The sequence below is a fragment of the Nostoc sp. genome (assembly GCF_036916985.1).
Lineage (GTDB): Bacteria > Cyanobacteriota > Cyanobacteriia > Cyanobacteriales > Nostocaceae > Nostoc.
Map to the genome: position 1 here is coordinate 309,078 of NZ_JBALFD010000018.1, position 21,254 is coordinate 330,331.

The following is a 21,254-nucleotide window of genomic DNA, read 5'->3' on the forward strand; positions in this document are numbered from 1 at the left end:
TTTAAACTCCCATGTAGCTGAAAGCTGCCCAGTAGTAGGGATGAGAGAAATAAGCTCGCAAATCTTTATACAAATCTCCTTTCTTAGATGCGAGTTCGGGAATAAATGTTTGACAATGAGCAACTAAATCACGGGGTTCAGCATCCCGCAGCCATTTTTGGGCTGTGATTAAAGCTTGTGATGGTTCTAGGTGCTGGTCACGCCAAAGTGTGTAAAACCGAGTTAGCAGAACCATTGTACTAATCTCGGAGACAGACCAGAGAGAAGCGACGACTCCAGCAACACCTGCCTGAAGTAAGCCTGTAGGTAGACTGATGGCTTCATCTGGCAGTTCAATTCCTGGCAGTCCAGTTTCGCAGGCGGAGAGGATGGCAAGGCGGATGCCTCCCTGATTATTTTCTACCAGCTTGAGGTCAAGGAGGTCACGCAGGGTGAGGACGGCTTCTTCACCTTCACCTGTCATCGCAAGACCACTTTTGAGAGGTTCTTGCAGATTAGCGTTGCCGTGGCAGGAACAGTGCAAAACTTTGTAATGGGGTAATGCAGCGAGAACGGCTTTTCTCGTTGCTTGTTCTTGAGGGAAGACTTGGGAACTTTGGAAAGTGGCGATCGCCGCTTTAACTTCTCGTTTTGAGTTGGGCAAGGGATTTGCGCCTTCATGTTCGGGTTCATCAATTGCTAGTATCGAATCGGCGAAAGTCCGTTGAGCAATTTCCTGAGCCGTTGAGAGTGATCGCGCATTAGGGGCGTAAGTAAAGTGGATGGAATCAAGAGCATAGTGCCGTCCTGTGGGGGTAGTAGAATCTTCGACCCAGGCAGCGTGGAGGGGCGAGAAGCTGAGGAAACCTGTAGGAATGAGGGTAGCTTGCTGGAAATTGTGCTGCTGGAGGTGGTTGATTAGGGGAGACATCAGCGGTTCCCAGAGTTGGCGAGTACCTTGGTCAATCGCGTTTAGCCAAGCCTGACGGTTGGTTTGGGATTGTTCATAGGCGTTGAACCAGGTAATGAGGAGTTCTCCTAGACTAGTTTGAGTGAAGTCATCCAACCAAAGATCATCAATGCCGTCTGGGGTGACAATCAAGGCGAGGCTGCCAGCAGGAGTGTTTATGAGGTAAACGAGGGGGATGCCAGGGCGGAAAGCTTGGCGGATGTCATCGAAACTGGGTTGAGCTAAGAAGTCTTCATAACCGGGAAGTTGACGAATTTGATCAATGATTTTCCTCAAGGTTTCGTGTAATTGTAGGGCTTGGGTGCGGAAGGCTGAGGGGGTGAGGCTATGGCGATCATCTGAGGTCATCCGCAGGCGTTGTTGGGTGTCGAAGTTACGGCGTTGGGTGGCGATGTCTTGATATTGAGTGTAGAGGGTGGGGTGGATTTGCTGGAGTTGGGTGAGGTCGGCTCTGTCTTGGTTTAGGGTTTCACTGAGTCCACGAGCGCGACCTTGCTCTAGGGTAAGCACAGCCGTTTGCAGGTTGCCACTGCGGGCAAGAGCGTAAGCAGCGCGGGACGGGAGGCTATTAGTTGCGGCAAGTTCGGCAGCTTTGCCATCAAGGAGGATAGCAGATTGGTAGAGAATTTCAGCTGCTTCAAGGGCTTTGGTATAGGCACTAGCGGCTTCTGCCCAAGCTTGTTGCTCAAAGTAGAGGTTGCCGAGGTTACGCGCAGTTCCCAGGCATTCTTTGGGAAAGGCTTCACGGGTATAAACTTGCAGAGCGAGTTGAAAAGCTGCGATCGCTAGTTCCAGGTTCTCGGACTTATCTCCTTTAATACGGTTGTTGTAGGCAAGTGCCAGATTATTCTGGGTCATAGCCCAATCAACAGGAAAGGCTTCACGGGTTAAAACTTGGAGGGCGAGTTGAAAAGCGTTGATGGCAAGTTCGAGGTTATCAGCCTTTTCCCCTTTGATGCGATCGCTGTAGGCAAGTGCCAGATTATTCTGTGTCAATGCCCAATCTTGGGGAAAAGCTTCACGGGTTCTGACTTCCAGCGCGAGTTGATAGGCTGTGATTGCTAGTTCGAGGTTATTAGCCTTTTCCCCTTGGATGCGATCGCTGTAGGCAATTGCCAGATTATTCTGGGTGGCTGCCCACTGTTGAGGAAAGGCTTCACGGGTATAAACTTGCAGTGCGAGTTTAGCAGCCTTGATCGCTAGTTCGAGGTTATCAGCCCTCTCACCTTTGATGCGGTTCTTATAGCTTCCTGCCATATTACTCTGGATACCTGCCCAATCTTGGGGAAAGGCTTCACGGGTATGAACTTGCAGAGCGAGTTGATAGGCGGTGATGGCAAGTTCGAGGTTATCAGCCCGCTCCCCTTTGATGCGATCGCTGTAGGAAAGTGCCAGATTATTCTGAGTACCTGCCCAATCATGTGGAAAGGCTTCACGGGTATGAACTTGCATGGCGAGTTGAAACGCAGCGATCGCAAGTTCCAGGTTATTAGCCCTCTGCCCTTTGATCCTGTCACTGTAAGCATTTGCCAGATTATTCTGGGTAGCTGCCCAATCATGTGGAAAGGCTTCACGGGTATGAACTTGCAGGGCGAGTTGATAGGCGGTGATGGCAAGCTCGATGTTATCAGCCTTCTCCCCTTTAATCCTTTCCCTGTAGGCATTTGCCAGATTATTCTGGGTAGCTGCCCACTGTTCGGGAAAGGCTTCATGGGTTCTGACTTGCAGGGCAAGTTGAAAAGCAGCGATCGCAAGTTCGAGGTTATCAGCCCGCTCCCCTTTGATGCGGATGTTGTAGGCATTCGCCAGATTATTCTGGGTCAATGCCCAATCAACAGGAAAGGCTTCACGGGTTCTGACTTGCAGGGCGAGTTGAAAAGCAGCGATCGCAAGTTCGAGGTTATCAACCCTTTCCCCTTTGATGCGGTTGCTGTAGGCATTTGCCAGATTATTCTGGGTAGCTGCCCACTGTTCGGGAAAGGCTTCATGGGTTCTGACTTGCAGGGCAAATTCACAGGCAGTGATCGCAAGTTCGAGGTTATCAACCCTTTCCCCTTTGATGCGGTTGCCGTAGGCAAGTGCCAGATTATTCTGAGTACCTGCCCAATCAACAGGAAAGGCTTCACGGGTATAAACTTGTAGGGCAAGTTTATAGGCGGTGATTGCTACTTCAAGGTTATTAGCCCTCTCCCCTTTGATGCGGTTGCTATAGGCAAGTCCCAGATTATTCTGAGTACCTGCCCAATCATGTGGAAAGGCTTCACGGGTTCTGACTTGCAGTGCTTGTTGATAGGTGGTGATGGCAAATTCGAGGTTATCAGCTTTCTCTCCTTTGATGCGCTGGCTGTAGGCATTTGCCAGATCATTCTGGGTGGCTGCCCAATCAACAGGCAAGGCTTCAAGGGTTCTGACTTGTAGGGCGAGTTGAAAAGCAGCGATCGCCAGTTCCAGGTTATCAGCCCTTTCCCCTTTAATGCGGTTGTTGTAGGCAATTGCGAGATTATTCTGAGTCAATGCCCAATCAATAGGAAAGGCTTCACGGGTTCTGACTTGCAGCGCGTGTTGATAGGCGGTGATAGCTAGTTCGAGATTATCCGCCCTCTCCCCTTTAATCGCTTCCCTGTAGGCATTTGCGAGATTGTTCTGAGTCAATGCCCAATCAATAGGAAAGGCTTCACGGGTTCTGACTTGCAGTGCGAGTTGATAGGCAGTGATGGCAAGTTCGAGATTATCAGCCCTCTCCCCTTTGATGCGATCGCTGTAGGCATTTGCCAGATTATTCTGGGTGGCTGCCCAATCAATAGGAAAGGCTTCACGGGTAAAAACTTGCAGGGCGAGTTCATAGGCGCTGATGCCCAATTCCAGGTTCAGCCAGCGTTCTCCCAACGGAAACTGGTTAATCAAGTTGCCAAATTCAGCGATAACAGCTGCAAAAAACTGTTGCCGGTCTGATTCGCCCACCATCAAACTTGCTGCCACTTCCGGCAAAGTTTGCAGCAGTTGTTCATTCAGCCGATCTTGATGCTGTGCTAAAAACGGATAAACTTGCTGGGCATCGCCTTGGCTAGCTGCTACAAGTTGTAACACTGCCAGCAAAAACTGCTCTGAATCTTTCGACGACTCGTTTCCTCCAGCATCCGTGATTCCCAAGGATTTTGCCAACTCTTCCGCCATTCCCAATAGCCACCGTGCCACATTCACATTGCCTTGATTGTCCAGATATGCCGCATACTGCCGCATCACCACCAACAGTTCCGCATCCACCAACTCGGCGTGCTGCTGCAAGACTACTGCTAACTCTTCCCGATTAGCACAATCTAAAAGTCGCTCAATAAGGTTATAAGCCCGTATCCGTTGTTCATCCATAACCAGAGGTTTCCAAAAGTCAAAGATTAGGAATTAACTGCGATTCTTACCCTGATATTTAGATTTAGTGACTGCGATCGCTCTCTGTGCCGTTACAAAAAAACACTACAAAACAAGGATTGGCTTTTCCTGAAATTTTGGCTACACACCTGTATAATTTTAGCCAGATTTGAAGATGGTCGCTTTTTGAAAGAACTTCGGGGAGAGCTTTTATGATCTGGTGAGTTAGTGTGGTGTTGGAATTTCTACCGAAGGAGTCTAAATCTATTAGATCTCTTGCATAAATCAAAAATCAAGAACCCCACCCCGCATTTGAGTAAAGCAAACGCTCCCCTCCCCTTGTTATCGAATCACAATTAGTCTGTCGAATTACCCCACCCTAACCCTCCCCTTATAAAGGGGAGGGAACTAGATTTCTTTTTCCCCCCTTTATAAGGGGGGATTAAGGGGGGTAGTTTTGGGATACAAGGGGAAAACAGACTTGTGTATACACGGTAGCCTTGGTAAGGGGAGGGATGTTAGGGACTTTTGCAAGAGGTCTATTGCAAATTTTCAGTGACTCAGACACAATACTATGTCTACTGATATAGGAAAAATTTTTTTATCGGATTGCCGTATTCAAAACTAGGGTTGGGTGTTGAGGTTAAATAGGATTTGATGCAAACACAAGACAGAGTAAAAGTCAATCAAGTCGCAGAAGCGATCGCAGCTAGCCAAGAATATCTGCTTTCAATTCAAAATCCGGCAGGTTACTGGTGGGCAGAGTTAGAATCTAATGTCACCATCACTGCTGAAGTCGTCCTTCTACATAAAATTTGGGGAACAGACCAAACCAGAGCTTTACACAAAGTTGAAGCATATTTGCGTCAAGAACAACGGCAGCATGGCGGCTGGGAACTTTACTACGGTGATGGCGGAGAACTTAGCACCTCGGTTGAAGCGTATATGGCGCTGAGATTGCTAGGTGTACCAGCAACCGATCCGGCGATGCTTCGGGCGAAAACTTTTATTCTCCAACGAGGTGGGATCAGCAAAACTCGGATTTTTACCAAGTTGCACTTAGCCTTGATTGGTTGCTACAACTGGCGCGGTATTCCCTCGCTACCAGCTTGGGTGATGCTATTGCCGAAAGCTTTCCCTGTCAATATCTACGAGATGTCTAGCTGGGCACGTTCCAGTACAGTACCATTACTGATTGTATGCGATCGCAAACCTGTTTTTCTCACCGATTCAGCGATCAACCTAGATGAACTATACGCCGAAGGTGTTGATCAAGTCCGATGGGAATTACCCCAAAGTGGCGATTGGACAGATTTATTCCTCACCCTCGATCAAGGATTCAAGTTGGCAGAAAGCCTTAATTTAGTACCCTTTCGCCAAGAAGGCATCAAAGCTGCCGAAAAATGGATTTTAGAGCGCCAAGAGGCTACAGGCGACTGGGGCGGCATTATTCCGGCGATGCTGAATTCAATGCTAGCTTTGCGGTGTCTAGATTATGACCGAAACGATCCCATTGTGGAACGAGGTTTGCAAGCAATTGATAACTTTGCCATTGAAACAGAGAATAGCTACCGGGTACAACCTTGTGTTTCACCTGTTTGGGATACAGCTTGGGTGATGCGTGCTTTAGTAGAATCTGGCTTTGCACCAGATCATCCAGCTGTGGTCAAGGCTGGAGAATGGTTGTTGCAAAAACAAATTTTAGATTACGGAGATTGGGCTGTCAAAAATCGCCAAGGAAAACCAGGGGCTTGGGCTTTTGAGTTTGACAATCGCTTTTATCCCGATGTAGACGACTCGGCGGTGGTGGTGATGGCGCTACATTTAGCGAAACTCCCGAATGAAAAAATTAAGCAGGCTGCGATCGCTCGGGCCTTAAACTGGATTGCATCTATGCAATGTAAACCAGGTGGGTGGGCTGCTTTTGATTTAGACAACGATCAAGATTGGCTCAACTCTATTCCTTATGGCGACTTAAAAGCCATGATTGATCCAAACACCGCAGATGTTACGGCTAGGGTACTAGAAATGCTTGGTGCTTGTGATTTGTCAATTGATAGTGATAATTTAGAGCGATCGCTTACTTATCTTTTGAACGAACAAGAAACCGAAGGCTGTTGGTTTGGTCGTTGGGGTGTAAATTATATCTACGGTACTAGTGGCGTTCTATCAGCCTTGGCGTTAATCGATCCTCAAAGACATAAACCCAATATAGAGCGGGGAGCCACTTGGTTAATTGGCTGTCAAAACCCAGATGGTGGTTGGGGTGAGACTTGCCGCAGCTACAACGATCCTAGTCTCAAAGGAAAAGGAAATAGTACTGCATCTCAAACTGCTTGGGCAATAATAGGGTTAATAGCAGCAGGTGAAGCCACTGGTAAATTAGCTCTTGAGGTGATTGAGCGGGGAATCAGCTATCTAGTAGAAACTCAAAAACCTGATGGTACTTGGTTTGAGGCAGACTTTACAGGTACGGGTTTCCCTTGCCATTTTTATCTCAAGTATCATCTGTATCAACAATACTTTCCTTTAATTGCGCTAGGTCGTTATCAAGCAGTGATTCAAAAAGGTTAGTTAATTGTTCTTACCGAAGAAAAGCAGAGGGCATAAGGAAGAAAATATAATTTTTGCTCTCTGCTAAAAGGGTTTAAAGCCCCTAAATTTATTTATGGGCTTTCTTTTCTGCCTTCTTAATCAGGGACTTCCAAAAAATAAATTAACGTGAGTTCGACAAGTCTTATTTGACCTCTCCCCCAGCCCCTCTCCGTGTCGGAGAGGGGAGCAAAAAGCTTAATTTTTCGTTGCTCCTCTCTTTCCGTTTCGGAGAGGGAGGTTGGGAGGGAGAGATTCATCGAACTCACGTTAAATTATCCTAAATTATTTGTATATTTTGTAGGGGCGCAAGTGCTTGCGCCCCTATGTTCAGTGGAGCATCCTACAGGGATGGGATATTTTTTTAACTGGAAATCCCTTGTCTAACTAGAGGTGTATAGCTAATAAATGAATCTATCCCCTGGGAACGAAGCTAAACTAGCGATCGCACCATAGGATTGTAAGTATAAATTCATGGTCAATCAAATTGTAGTTAAAGTTTTTAGTTATTAACTTAGGAGTTATCAAACCGAAATTATTCAGTAGCCAAATTCCCACTCATAGCTGTTTTTTATTGGGCAGAAATAACAACATTGACTCTTTAATTGAATCTTTAACTGTCCACTTCAAGGGCAGCTATATCAGCGTAGCCAACGAGGCGTATTTCCTAACGTCTCATAGAGAACAACGCAGAGATAAAGTGGTTAATTTACTGTAATGGAGAGATAAAAAAGTGACTTCGATATCAGGCGATAAACCAAGTACAAGCCAGGGCGAAGCTAGTGAAACAGAGCGTTGGGCATCTCTCATCGGTGGCGGTGCTATGGTGTTGATGGGTTTAAAGCAAGGTTCTTTGCGGGGAGTGTTAACAGCTTTAGCTGGTGGCGGTTTGATTTATCAAGGTGCAACGAAGCAAAGCACAATCCAGCAAGCACAGGAAGCAATAGGTATAAACCAACCGATCAAAATTGAAAAGACAATAACAATTAATAAATCGGCAGAAGAATTGTATCGTTTCTGGCACAACTTTGAGAATCTGCCTACATTTATGAAGCATCTTAAATCTGTCCAGGTGTACGACGAAAAACGTTCTCATTGGATAGCTAATGCACCTTTAGGTAACAGCGTAGAATGGGATGCAGAAATTCTCGAAGACCGGGAAAATGAATTTATTTCTTGGGCTTCTGTGGAAGGTGCAGATATTGATAATTCTGGTTTTGTCCGCTTCCAAAAAGCACCAGGCGAGCGCGGTACGGAAGTAAAGGTTGTCTTGGAGTATAACCCACCTGGCGGGGCATTGGGGTCTACCGTGGCTAAACTTTTTGGTGAAGAGCCAGAACAGCAAATTGGTGATGAATTGCACCGCTTCAAGATGCTAATGGAAACAGGCGAAATTGCCACTACTGAAGGTCAACCTTCTGGACGCAGTTAGTTATTTACCCAATCCCATGACTAGTGTTTAGATGATGGGAGCCGAAAAAGCGATCGCTCTTATTCGCTTTCTCGAACGCCTAGAAATGGCGACAAAGTTTGCCAAAGCAGAGATAATTAACTCCGAAAATGACCCCACAAGAAGTTAATGCTGGCGAAACGTTGAAACAGATGAGTGGTAGCTGTGACATTGATGCTGTTAGTTTGGCAGGCTATCACATTTTTCAACAAAAAAGGATAACTGCATCAAAGTTATTCTTCAAACCTGAATGATAAATGTCATTCAGCATTTTAGACTGTACACCCAACATAATGCAATTGAGGTTTTTATGAATCGAGTAATTTCATGGCTGCAAAATATTCGCATTTCTCAAATCCTTGTAGTTTTTCTAGTCGGATTTATGTTTTTACTAGGTCAGGCTTTTAGCGATGTTAACGTAGCACAAGCTGATGTTAAAACTCCAGAGGGTACTTATTACAAGGGAACACCAAATGAGCAAGGTGAAATTAGAAATGATACCCAAATCACAAACAGCCAAAATCCCTTAAAAAGTGCTGTTGATAATATCCGTGAAAAGTTAAATTTGGATGAAAAAACTCCTGAAGCTACAAAAGAGTTTTTTGATCCGACAAAAAACACAACCGAAGATAAAGCTTCATCCTCTAATAGAGACAGAGAAGGTTATTATCACAATACTTCTAACAAATAACTGAAAAATATCAGCTAATTTGGTAGAACATTTTGAGTCGAAAAATTTGACTTGCACATGGTCAAATAAGCTTTGATTAATTACAGAGACGCGATAATTATCGCGTCTCGAAAACCTAAAATTGTTGCTAGTAGCCCTTCACCCAAGCATATTTACCTATACACCCGAACCATCAAGCACTTGCTGGTTCGGGTTTTGTCGTCTGCAATAGACAATAGGGCACAGCATTGCTCGTTGGTGTCAACTTAAGCTAAAACTTCTTTAAAACCTCGTTTTCAGCCGGAGGCTGGAAATGCAACTCAAAAGCGGCTCTGCCGCCAGTAAGAGAGGCGGGTGAAAATAATGTGCAGCTTCACAGAGAATTGATATTAGTTAGTATGAGTTAGGAGTTACGCAAAATATCTCTCAAACTCTGATTTCTCCGTGTTCTCTGCGCCTCTGCAGTAGCCTGCGGCAAGCCTGCGTCTACGTTATTCCCTAACTCGTGCGTAAGTCCTATGAGTATGAGAATGTCATTATCAATTACGAATTATTTTGATTTTCTAGCATAATGGCTGCAAAGCAAGATATTTAAAAGATATAGGTAAATAATTAGGAATTAGGAAAATTTCTAATTGATAAATATTCACTCCTCACTTAGCACTCAACTTTTATGCTTGACCTAACAAAACTAGCGCGACAAATGCAGGGTTTAAGTCAGCATCTTACTTTAGAAGCTGCTGCCAGTCGTCAGCGTTTAGAACTGGCACAACAACATTTAAAAAATGCTTACGAGTCTCAACAAGATTTAATCGATCGCCAGGAAAAATGGCGCGATCGCATTCTCTTTGCTAATGCTACCCCAATCGAGCCGCTAGAAACCTGCATTGATATTCCAGTTCCCCCAAAAATTCATACTGTCATCGCTACCGATGGTTCCCAAATTGCCCCCAACCATCACGAAATTGCTTATTGTTATCTCCTAAATATCGGCAGAGTCGTCTTGCACTACGGACAAAATCGCCATCCGCTACTCGATAGTTTGCCAGAAGTATTTTATCGCCCAGAAGATTTATATATGTCTCGGCAGTGGGGAATTAGAACTGAGGAATGGATGAGTTTTCGCCGCACTGCCTCAGAAGCAACGGTGTTGGCAGAACTGGCGTGTGATGCAGCGCAAAAGGAAACGCCAGCACTAGCAATGGTAGATGGTTCGCTAATTTACTGGTTTTTAGAACAGTTGCCGATGGATGCACGCGATCGCATTTTACCCCCCATTCTCGAAGCTTGGCAGCAAATGCGTGATGCTCAAATTCCGTTGATGGGCTATCTTAGCGCCTCTCGCAGTATCGAAACAATGAACTTTTTACGCTTGTTGGCTTGTCCTCATTCAGCGCCAGACTGTAAAAGTCATTGCCCAAATCAGCTAGAAAAAGTACCTTGTAAAATTTTTGAACAGTTGCGAGATACTTCTGTTTGGGCAACCCGACTCAAACCAGGACAACGCAGTACCTTGTGGCGCAGTAATTCTCCCATTCTCGAACTCTACGGCAATCAAACAATTTACTTTTGTTATGTCCACGTTGGCACCGAAATCGCCCGAATTGAAGTCCCGGCATGGGTAGCGGAGAATGCAGCTATGTTAGATCAAGCGCTGGGACTGATGTTAGCACAAGTGCAAAAAGGATACGGCTACCCTGTAGCGATCGCTGAAGCCCATAATCAAGCAGTGGTAAAAGGTGGTGATCGAGCGCGTTTCTTTGCCCTCCTCGAACAACAAATGATTAAAGCTGGTTTAAAAAATGTGGGAACTTCCTACAAAGAAGCCCGAAAGCGCGGGAGCATTGCGTGAAGAAGGCAGTCCTGATGAAACAAGTTTCACAGCCTTGAATGAAAGAATAACTGGGGACTGGGGACTGGGAACTAGTATTTTTACTCAGCACTCAGCACGGGCTAAACGCTCCGCTACCGCTAACAGCACTTTCCAGTCAGGAGGTAGCAGGCAGGAATTAAGATTATTGACGAAGCCAAGAGGGTTTCAAGCCTCGCCCCTTGCGGGCGATTAGCATTTTTGGGGGACAAAAACCCTTGTGGGTGGCTCCCCCTCCTGCCCATTGGTGTCAACTTAAGTTGACACCAATGGGCACTGCCGTGCCCCTACGGGTGTACCTTATTAGGTAGGAAATGCTATACGTGAATAACTAATAATTAATCTCTTGACGTAAGCGCATCTCTGTACATCAAGTATCAGTATACTTGTGCTAATCTACTGGCGAACCCCGACAAAACCAGCTTGCTCAATTGCCCTTTGCCCTTGGTCAGTTAATAAAAGTTTGGTGTATGCATCCCCAATCTGCTGCTCCCGACCTTTATTCTGCTTAATAATCACAAACAAATTAGCGATTATAGGATAGCTGCCATTTTTGATCGCCTGAGTATTTAGCTGGTTGCGCTGACGTGGACACTGCTCAGGCGACACCATCGGCTCCCGATAGGGGGGTATTAGCTGACCAGAAGTACTACCCAATGGCAAAGCCTTGACACTACATTGAAATACTACTGAACGGGCAGAAGCGTAATACACACCACCAGGGTTTTTACTGAGTTGGCGCACTGCCTCTGTAGTCGAGTAGACATACTGCACATTAGAGCCAAGTGCTTGCCCCTTCAAGTTGCTGTTACTAGGGAATATTACTGTATCTGCGTCCTCTGGTCGTTGAGAAAAAGCTGTGATGGCTAGGTTTGGCCCACCTACTTGATTCCAGTTGGTAATTTGCCCCAAATAAATTTGCTGCAATTGTTCAACAGTTAAACCCGATACCTTGAGTGATGGATTGACTACCACTGCTACCCCATCCATACCAATCTGACGTTGCTCAAGGGTGAAGCCTCGCTCTTTTGCTATCGCTTGTTCTTCATCTGTAAGAGGGCGGGAGGACTGAGCAAAGTCTAGTTTCCCATCCAGCAACATCCGAATACCGGAGCTAGAACCAGGGCTACCATTAATAGGGTTTACATAGCGTAATTGTAGTTCGGGGCGATCGCTCTGGATCTGAGAATCTACTAATTGCCGGATAGATGCCCAAGCTGTACTACCTCCGTAGTTGAATGAAGCAGGGGGAACATCAGCAATTGTCCCAAAAGTTGATGCATTACTAGAAACAGTTTTGAAACTTTGATTGGAGGAAGAATCAGTGCTACTGCGGGACGATAAACTCGGCTTCAGTAACCACCAAAGCAATCCGCCAATAACCATAAGTGTCAGCACTTTACCAATAATCAAACCTCTGAGAAATAGTCCGATTTCGGCATTAATTAAAGCTTTTTTTTGATTTGTATTATCCATTTTTTTAATTTAATATTGTTTATTGTATTTATCTTACAGGAATACTTAAGTATTTATTCTACAGTAATCTTTAGATATTTAGATTTAAAATAAATTTTTCATAAATAGTTAATATCTAGTTTTATCAAACAGAATTATTCAAGATTGCTACTAGATGATTAATTCTTTCTAATGTGGTGAGACTAAATTTGCTCTTTTTTAGTCTTTTGCAATGGTGCAATTGTTTTGACAAACTCCTCTGTTAGCTGCTGATTTGTCTACTAGGATATTTGTATTATTTAACGGTAACTCAACAAATTTTTCTAGAAATCTCTTTAGTTGAGTAGGTTGGTTCGGAAGCGATGTCCCCGTATGAATAAATGTATAGATTAAAACTAATACTATCAAACTAGTGGCGGCACCAAGACCTATACCTAGTAGCAAAATAAAGTTTCTATAAGTTAGCAAATAGCTATCATCAGTGTTTTGGTTGATGACAGCAGATTGTAAGGATTGTGATGACAGCAGAGCAGAATTAAGCGCTTGCAAAGCTTCTGTAGCAGACTGATAACGCTGGTTATAGCGATCGCAAATCATTGTATCTAAAATATTTCCCAGAGCCTCACTTACGTGTGCTTTATCACGCCAGATAACTTCTCCAGTATTGGGATCTTCTGGTAATTGCTCAGGTATCAAACCTGTCAAAGCTTGAATGGCGATCATCCCTACTGCATAGATATCGCTGCAAAGTTTTGGCTTTCCCTTAGCCTGTTCGCTTGGCATATAGCCAGGAGTTCCAACAGAAATTGTTAAGCCTGTTCCTAAAGCACCAATTTTCTTAATACTTCCAAAGTCAATCAGCACTATCTTCTGATCGGAGTGCCGCCGCATTAAGTTTTGAGGCTTAATATCTCGGTGAATAATATTGTGTTCGTGGACGAAGGCCAGCACTTCCAGGATGTCTTTTAATAAACTTAAGACTGCATTCTCGCTAAGATGCTGACCTGGTAGAATTTCTTGAGTTAAGGCATGACCGTCAATAAATTCCTGGACTAAATAAAAATCTCCATCTTCATCAAAATGGGCAAACAGTCTCGGAATTTGATCGTGGTTGTTGCCTAGTTGGTATAAAACTTCTGCTTCGCGAGCAAATAGCTTTTTAGCAATGGGTAGAACAGCAGGATTGGAATCTTTTGGGTGGAAATGTTTGACGACACAATGGGGTTGTCCTGGTAAATCCAAGTCAACAGCTAAGTAGGTATCACCAGATCCTCCACTTCCTAAGTGTTTGACAATCTCAAACCGATTCCGAAGTGTTTTTCTGGCAATAGAGTATCTATATCTATTACGTATAGCACCTCCTAACAAGTAAGTACTACCAGATCCTCCGCTTCCCATCAGTTTGACAGTCTCAAAGCGACTTCGGAGTGTTTTTCTGACTAAAGGGTTCTGGCTCATGTGGCGTATACTAGTTTTTAATTTACTGACCATTCAGAGCTTGGGCGAGGTTATGAATACCTGCGGCTAGATTTACTAGTATTTAAGGCATTCATCTGATTAGACGACCGATACTTTGGATCTGTTTGATGGTTAGCCGCTTGATTGGTTCATTCAACACCTTTAGAGGTATCTTAATATAAAATTTATTTTTGGAATAGTCTGTAATTTTATCACTTAAGTAAATCTAACACTAATCCACAGTATTTAGAACTGTGAGCAGAAGAGAATATTCAGGAGTCGTGAAGCTTAGTTATTTTAATGGCTCAGTCTGATTACTGAACAAAACCCAGAAAAGTGGAATTTAAAGCACAAATAACCTTACAGTGTGCGCCACAATTTTGTTACCAGATTTTCATCATTACTAAATGCGATCGCTTTGTCATATCAACCTGAGTTCGACAAAACTAAAAAATAGCAGCTAAGTCCTTGAGGGAAATTGATGTCACTTGTAAGAAATACAGCGTCTTTGTTAAATCCCCTAAATTTATTTATATTCCTTCTAATATGTTTCGGTTAAGAATATTTGTAGATTGGGTGGAGCGGAGCGCAACCCAACATATATCAGGATGTTAGCTTTGGCAAAGCCTCCACCCAACCTACAATTTTTTGCTATGGTACAAGCATAAAAATTTTTATATGAAATAAAAAAGCCCCTACTAGTAAGACACGGTGTAAATAAAGCAACCATTTAAAATAGCCAGAATGCTTATTTTGTAAGCTTTCTTTCCTTTTACTTTTGCCTTTTTACTTTTGCCTTTCTGTACTAGGGGGCTTATTATGTTGTCAGCGTGGATTGAACAACTAATTAATTAATACTCACAGTAGATACAGTAATCCGAACAAAATAATCCAAATTACGTCAACGAAGTGCCAGTAGATTTCGGCTGCTTCAATGCCAAAGTGCTTTTCGTTACTATAGTGACCCGGAACGCGCGATCGCCACAACACAGCAACAATCGCCAAAACGCCAATGGTAACGTGCAATCCGTGGAAACCAGTCAAAACGTAAAATGCACTAGCAAATAAATTGGTAGTTAAACCAAATTCTAAATGGGTATATTCATATACTTGACCCACCAAGAAAGTAGCACCCATTGTAGCGGTAATTGCTAACCAGATTCGCGCACTCTTTGTATCATTCTTTTTAATCGCAGTGTCGGCATTGTGTATGACAAAACTACTAGAAATTAGATTGATGGTGTTGATTCCAGGTAGCAATAGTTCTAATTCTGGAGTACCTGCTGGCGGCCACACAGGTAAGGTTGCACGGAAAGCCAAATAGGCTCCGAACAGTCCCATAAAAATCATCCCCTCAGCAATCAGAAAGACAAACAGCCCAAATAGGCGATGGTCTGGATGTTCTTCGTGATGACCAACAGACGCTTCCGCCTCGTGGTGATGATTCAGTTCCGTTTTAGCTGGGTCAATAGTTTGACTTTGCATGAATTTTAATAAGTGGGGAATGGGGAATGGGGATTGGGGAAGGTGGGGCCCCCTCTGGGGATAAGGGGTAATGGGGATTGGGGATTGGATATTGGGGATTGGAAAATAGTACTTTGAATTTATTCTCTAGTCACCAGTCACTAGTCCCCAGTCCCCTGTTTATTTCCGGTCTTCGGGATTGGCGGCAACCGCTGGGTCGGGTTCTGCTCTTAATACTGAGTTGGGGCCACCAGATAATAATGGATTGGGATCAGATAAGGGTACACCCTCACTAGCATTTTCCAAACCGTAGTCGTAAGGGCCTGTAGCCAGTACTGGGGTTTGATCGAAATTTTCGATCGCAGGTGGTGAGGTCGTCATCCACTCTAAGGTAAGCGCCCTCCAAGGATTATTGCCAGCTTTCTCGCCGTATAACCAACTCCAAATTGCATTAATGATGAAGGGGAATGTCGAAATTGCCAGTATGTAAGAACCATAGGTGCAGATTTCGTTTAGTGTGGTGAATTTGGGGTCATATTGGGCAATACGGCGATTCATGCCCATTAAACCCAGTTTGTGCATGGGTAAAAAGGTCATGTTTAGACCGACAATAGTCAGGGCGAAGTGAACCTTACCCCAAAATTCGTTTACCATCCGTCCCGTCATTTTTGGAAACCAATGGTAAATGGCTGCAAAAATCCCTAGCACACTACCACCAAATAGGACGTAGTGCAAGTGTGCCACCACAAAATAAGTGTCGTGAACGTGAATATCAAAAGGCACTGCTGCCAACATCACGCCACTGATCCCGCCGATTACAAAAGTGCCAACAAAGCCGATGGCAAACAACATGGCACTGTTCAGCTGGATTTTTCCACCCCATAGAGTTGCTAACCAGCTAAATATTTTAATTCCTGTGGGTACGGCAATGATCATGGTGGTGATCATAAAGAACATCCGCAACCAACCGGGAACACCACTGGTAAACATGTGGTGCGCCCAAACAATTAGCCCCAAAAAGCTAATAGCGAGAGAGGAATAAGCGATCGCTTTATAGCCAAAAATCGGCTTGCGCGAATGAATGGGGATAATTTCTGAAATTGCGCCAAAGAAGGGCAAAATCATGATGTAAACGGCTGGGTGGGAGTAAAACCAAAACATGTGCTGGTATACTACTGGGTCACCCCCGCCAGTTGGGTTAAAAAATGTTGTCCCGGCAATTAAGTCAAAGGAAAGGAGAATCAGACCTGCTGCTAGAACTGGAGTTGATACCAAAACTAGCGCCGAAGTCGCGAACATTGCCCAACAAAACAAGGGCATTTTGTGAATGTCCATGCTGGGGATACGCATTTTCAGCAATGTCACCAGGAAATTTATCGACCCCAAAATTGAGGACGTACCTAGCAGCAGAACACTCATAATCCAAATGCCTTCACCCACTTGTCCTGTCACCAAACTTAGGGGAGGGTAGGAAGTCCAGCCGGCGTCTGGTGCATCGCCAACCACTAAACTAGCGATTAACAACACACCCGCAGGGGGAATCATCCAAAAGGCAACAGCATTCAGCCGAGGAAATGCCATATCTTTTGCCCCAATCATCAGGGGAATTAGATAGTTAGCAAACCCTGCCCCGGCTGGCACGATCCAGAGGAAAATCATGATCGTGGCGTGCAGCGTGAACAGACTATTGTAGACTTCCGGGGTGACAAAATCTATCTCTGGGGTTCGTAGTTCAGTACGAACCAAGTCAGCCATGACGCCGCCAATGCAGTAGAAAATAAACGAAGTGACTAGGTATTGAATCCCAATCACCTTATGGTCGGTTTGAAAGCCAAAGAAGTCTTGCCATTTTCTGACCCCTGGTTCTTCAAGAAGGGCGGGGATATTGGCAGTTTCCTGCAACTGAGCTTGTGTCATAAGAGTGCTGAGTGCTGAGTCCTGTTAGCGGTAGTGGGGCGTTTAGCCCGTGCTTAGTGCTTATTTATTAAACTTTTGAGGTGGACTGTTGATTAATGGTGAACTTGATGGAGGATTTCTGGCTTAATTCCCATGTCCTTGGTGTAAGGCGCGAGAAATTCATTTGGGGAGAGATCGGCAGGGTTAACAGCGATCGCTTGATTGAGTGTTTCTTTGCTGGCAACTAGCTGTTCTTGCACCCATTTGTCAAAGGCTTCTTGTGGCTCAACAACTACTGTTGCTCTCATTGCACCGTGGTAGGGGCCACAAAGTTCGGCACAGATCAGGACATAATCTCCTGCTGTTTTGGGGGTGAAACGAAACTCACTTTGTCTGCCGGGGATCGCATCTTGTTTCAGGCGGAACTCTGGCACCCAGAAAGCGTGGATGACATCGTTGGCGGTCATATTGATTTGCACTTTTCGCCCGATGGGCACGTGCATTTCACCTGTAGTTATCCCAGTTTCAGGATAGGTGAAAATCCAGGCATATTGTAGACCAGCGACGTTGACTTGTAATTCTGCTGGTTTGTCTTCTTCTTCAACATTCTGAGCAATGGTAACAGAATGTTGTTGAACCATTTGAGCATGATCGTGGTCAGATGCAGTATTTGTGGATGCATCGCTTAAAGTTGCTGCAATCGCTGCCCCTGGCATTTTCATCGATTCCTGATTCATCGGTGCTTCATGAATAGAATGGGGATCAAAGCCACCCATTTCGTTGTAAACATCAAAGCTGTAAACAGAAATACCGATAACGATAATTGCTGGGATCGCCGTCCAGAGAATTTCTAGAGGTATATTACCTTCAACTGGTGGGCCGTCTTCATTGTCACCTGCACGCCGACGATACTTAAATGCAGAGTAAATTAAAATACCTTCAACGAGCAAAAATATCCCTGTGGAAACGATCATCATCGTGTTGAATAGACCATCCACCAAGACGGCTTCATCAGTGGCGGCTGCTGGCAACAGACCGTGATTTTGACCGTACCAAAGGCTGGCTAGCGTTAGCACGATGCCAATGAGTAATGTCCAGATGGAACTTGGAATCTTCACGGCTTACTTAATTGAATTTACTATGTTATCTCGAAGCTACTCACTTACTAAGGTAGTCTAGGCTGTCAGACATGGGGGAGGAAGGTCTGAAATTTTTATTAATTTTTTTGGCTATTTTAGTGATTTTGAGTATGAGTTTACTATCATACAACGCCAAAAATAGATGTAAATCAGTGAAAAAATTTAAGGAAAAATTTAGGATGTTTAAATTAATTGCCATTAACGGGTCGCCCCCATTCATCGCCAACTCTCTGTGCTGAAGTTGGTGAGGAATGGGCGCTTCGGGATTGGGGATTGGGGACTAGGGATTGGGAAAATTTTGATGGGTATTCAAACCCTACTAACCAAAATTGGGAAAAATACTCTTCTTTCCCAGTCCCCAGTAGCCAGTACCCAGTCCCCAGTCCAATTAATTTCTGACATCTTGAAAAATACCTAAAGCTTCGGGCAAAACATTGCTGGAGTGATTCAAAGTATAAGTGAGTGCTAATCTATAAACCTTTAGCCTATACGCTAGGGTGAAGATGGGACACTACTAAAAGAAAATTGAAAATTTTAAGAGATCCACCAAGAGCGGGCAGAAGGTATCGTTCATGAGCGAATTTGTCCTACAACAACAAAATGAAGCGGTAGTTGAGCAGCAAAAGCCCAAGGAAATGATTCGGCGCTTGGTGTGGAAAATGTGCATAGCCACCTTAATTTTGATGGCCATAGGCAGTGCCACCCGCGTCATGAATGCTGGACTTGCTTGCCCAGACTGGCCCTTATGCTATGGCGAACTCGTGCCAGCCAAGCAAATGAATCTCCAAGTGTTTTTGGAGTGGTTTCACAGATTGGATGCAGCTTTAATTGGTGTAAGCGCGATCGCACTTTTTGGTTTGTCCTGGTGGCGTCGTCGTTTCTTACCCTCTTGGCTGCCTTGGGCATCCACATTTGCCCTGTTTCTAATCGTCTTCCAAGGTATCTTAGGGGGACTCACCGTTACCGAACTGTTGCGGTTTGATATCGTTACCGCTCATCTGGGAACAGCGTTGTTGTTTTTTACCACCCTCCTGATTATTGGCACAGCACTCACACCCTACCAGGGAAATGGAACCGTTGGTAAGTTGCCTTGGGTTGGTTTAACTGCCGCTGTTCTGGTTTACCTGCAAAGTATTCTAGGTGCTTTGGTAGGCTCTCGCTGGGCGCTACACCAATGCCTTGGCGGTTCTCAACTTTGTACTGTAATGTACAGTCATATTGCTGGTTTGGTGCCGCCAACAGTGGCAACCTTGGCAATGGTATTTATCTGTTGGCGGACACCAGCACTACATCCAGCCTTACGGCGACTGGCAAATATGGCTGGTGGGTTGTTGACATTACAAAGCCTGTTGGGATTCGCCACCTTCAAATTACACCTCCAAGTCGAGCCTCTCACTGTCTCTCATCAAGCTATAGGAGCTACTTTACTAGGTACTTTGGTGGCTTTCACAGTTTTATCACTACGCGACTCGGTGAGTGCTGAGTCACGAGTGCTGAGTGCTGAGTAGGGAGTGGAGGAGATGAGGGAGCAGGAAAAGAACTCCTAATTCATAACTCTTGTACAGACGCGATTAATCGCGTCTCTACTCTTAACTCAGCACTCAGTTTTCATTTGTCTGAAAGAGCCAGCTTGAGCGGGGGCTGCATATACAGCGGATTTCAAGAGAAGTGAAGTACACAAGCTTGCGTCTCAAAGCCAGGTATAAAACCTGTTTTACTTCTGAATTCTGACTCCTGAATTCTGAATTCTGCTGTAAGTTGTTGAAAAATAAGGAACCAGAGCCAAAATGATTGAGACTAATGTCTCTCGCCACCACGAAACATTTTTACAGGTAGTTCAAAGCTACTACCAGCTAACCAAGCCTCGGATTATTCCGTTGCTTTTGATTACCACGGCTGGGAGTATGTGGATTGCTGCTAAGGGAGAAGTAGACCCATTGCTGTTGCTAGTAACTCTCACTGGTGGCACTTTGGCTGCTGCAAGCGCCCAGACGATTAACTGTGTCTATGACCGGGATATTGATTATGACATGGAGCGGACGCGCCATCGTCCGATACCTTCGGGTAAGGTGCAGCCACGCGATGCTCTAATTTTTGCGATCGCACTAGCGACGATTTCCTTTACACTCCTAGCAGTGTTTGCTAACCTGTTAGCCGCCCTATTAGCCTTCTCTGGTATTGTCTTTTATATTTTGGTCTATACCCACTGGCTAAAACGTCACACCACTCAAAATATCGTTGTTGGTGGGGCGGCTGGGGCAATTCCGGCTTTAGTAGGTTGGGCTGCTGTCACGGGCACTTTAAGCTGGTCAGCGTGGTTAATTTTTGCCATCGTCTTTTTGTGGACACCACCCCATTTCTGGGCTTTAGCTCTGATGATTCGGGATGATTACGCAAAGGTAGGGATACCAATGCTACCTGTGATTGAAGGTGATACGGCAACGGTGAAGCAAATTTGGTATTATACGCTGGTGACAGTATTTGCAACCGTGTTATTAGTTTATCCCTTGGGTGCAAGTGGAATTCTTTATGCTGCGATCGCCGTCAGTCTGGGAGGATTATTTATTCACAAATCTTGGCGGCTGTTGCAAAATCCAGAGGATCGCACTGTCGCGAGAGAGTTGTTTCTCTATTCCATCTCCTACATGATGCTGTTGTGTCTGGGGATGGTAGTTGATAGTCTTCCCGTTACCCATAATCTAATTTGTGCAGCAATCAATCAGCTGCATTTTATAGGTTAGGGGATGGAAAATTTCGCGATCGCGTTTGGTAAAGTGGCGCGATCGCATTTTCAGAAATTAAAAAATACACATAATAATTAGAGTTTTGCGGATTTGCGATGTCTACGATGGGATGAGCGGATTTGTAAGGCGATCGCTAGCACCAATCTCTCCCGTTCAGCTTTAGCTATTAGGAGCATCATTCGGGCTTCAACTTGTTGTTCT

Annotated in this window: 14 protein-coding genes; 8 read left to right on the plus strand and 6 right to left on the minus strand. The window is 44.8% G+C overall.

All coding sequences use genetic code 11. The features are described from left to right. Position 1: 1 nt before the first annotated feature. On the minus strand, positions 2-4,315 hold the full coding sequence (locus tag V7L07_RS07345) for a CHAT domain-containing tetratricopeptide repeat protein (protein ID WP_335056381.1): 4,314 nt from the start codon (positions 4,313-4,315) through the stop codon (positions 2-4). A gap of 657 nt (positions 4,316-4,972) precedes the next feature. Between V7L07_RS07345 and shc the strand changes: the two genes are divergently transcribed. From shc to V7L07_RS07375, 6 genes are all read left to right on the plus strand, one after another. Then, positions 4,973-6,889, plus strand: coding sequence for a squalene--hopene cyclase (shc, locus tag V7L07_RS07350; protein ID WP_335056383.1), 1,917 nt, complete (start codon positions 4,973-4,975; stop codon positions 6,887-6,889). Positions 6,890-7,640: 751 nt separating this feature from the next. Next, a complete protein-coding gene (locus V7L07_RS07355) occupies positions 7,641-8,339 on the plus strand; it encodes an SRPBCC family protein (protein ID WP_335056385.1) in 699 nt (232 codons plus the stop codon). Between the two features lie 128 nt (positions 8,340-8,467). Then, positions 8,468-8,611, plus strand: coding sequence for a hypothetical protein (locus V7L07_RS07360; RefSeq protein ID WP_335056388.1), 144 nt, complete (start codon positions 8,468-8,470; stop codon positions 8,609-8,611). A gap of 56 nt (positions 8,612-8,667) precedes the next feature. Beyond that, positions 8,668-9,048 (plus strand): hypothetical protein, encoded by a 381-nt coding sequence (locus V7L07_RS07365; RefSeq protein ID WP_335056390.1) that lies wholly within the window; start codon positions 8,668-8,670, stop codon positions 9,046-9,048. Between the two features lie 652 nt (positions 9,049-9,700). Next, on the plus strand, positions 9,701-10,879 hold the full coding sequence (locus tag V7L07_RS07370; protein ID WP_335056392.1) for a DNA double-strand break repair nuclease NurA: 1,179 nt from the start codon (positions 9,701-9,703) through the stop codon (positions 10,877-10,879). Further along, on the plus strand, positions 10,830-11,093 hold the full coding sequence (locus V7L07_RS07375; RefSeq protein ID WP_335056394.1) for a hypothetical protein: 264 nt from the start codon (positions 10,830-10,832) through the stop codon (positions 11,091-11,093). Before V7L07_RS07370 ends, V7L07_RS07375 begins: the two co-directional genes overlap by 50 nt. A gap of 200 nt (positions 11,094-11,293) precedes the next feature. On the opposite strand, the gene V7L07_RS07380 is transcribed toward V7L07_RS07375, so the two are convergent. From V7L07_RS07380 to V7L07_RS07400, 5 genes are all read right to left on the minus strand, one after another. Then, entirely contained in the window at positions 11,294-12,373 is a 1,080-nt protein-coding gene (locus V7L07_RS07380) for a PstS family phosphate ABC transporter substrate-binding protein (RefSeq protein WP_335056395.1), read from the minus strand. A gap of 198 nt (positions 12,374-12,571) precedes the next feature. Next, entirely contained in the window at positions 12,572-13,810 is a 1,239-nt protein-coding gene (locus V7L07_RS07385) for a serine/threonine-protein kinase (protein ID WP_335056397.1), read from the minus strand. Between the two features lie 858 nt (positions 13,811-14,668). After that, a complete protein-coding gene (locus V7L07_RS07390; protein WP_335056399.1) occupies positions 14,669-15,295 on the minus strand; it encodes a cytochrome c oxidase subunit 3 in 627 nt (208 codons plus the stop codon). Positions 15,296-15,454: 159 nt separating this feature from the next. Next, positions 15,455-17,191 carry a cytochrome c oxidase subunit I gene (gene ctaD, locus V7L07_RS07395; RefSeq protein ID WP_335056401.1) on the minus strand — a complete coding sequence of 579 codons (1,737 nt, stop codon included), beginning with the start codon at positions 17,189-17,191 and terminating at the stop codon, positions 15,455-15,457. 92 nt (positions 17,192-17,283) lie between these two features. Next, complete coding sequence (locus tag V7L07_RS07400) at positions 17,284-18,288, minus strand: cytochrome c oxidase subunit II (RefSeq protein WP_335056403.1); 1,005 nt, start codon at positions 18,286-18,288, stop codon at positions 17,284-17,286. A gap of 593 nt (positions 18,289-18,881) precedes the next feature. Between V7L07_RS07400 and V7L07_RS07405 the strand changes: the two genes are divergently transcribed. Together V7L07_RS07405 and V7L07_RS07410 are read left to right on the plus strand one after the other, a co-directional pair. Then, entirely contained in the window at positions 18,882-19,817 is a 936-nt protein-coding gene (locus V7L07_RS07405; protein WP_335056405.1) for a COX15/CtaA family protein, read from the plus strand. Positions 19,818-20,096: 279 nt separating this feature from the next. Further along, positions 20,097-21,050, plus strand: a complete 954-nt coding sequence (locus V7L07_RS07410; protein ID WP_335056407.1) for a heme o synthase — start codon at positions 20,097-20,099, stop codon at positions 21,048-21,050. The last annotated feature ends 204 nt before the right edge of the window (positions 21,051-21,254 follow it).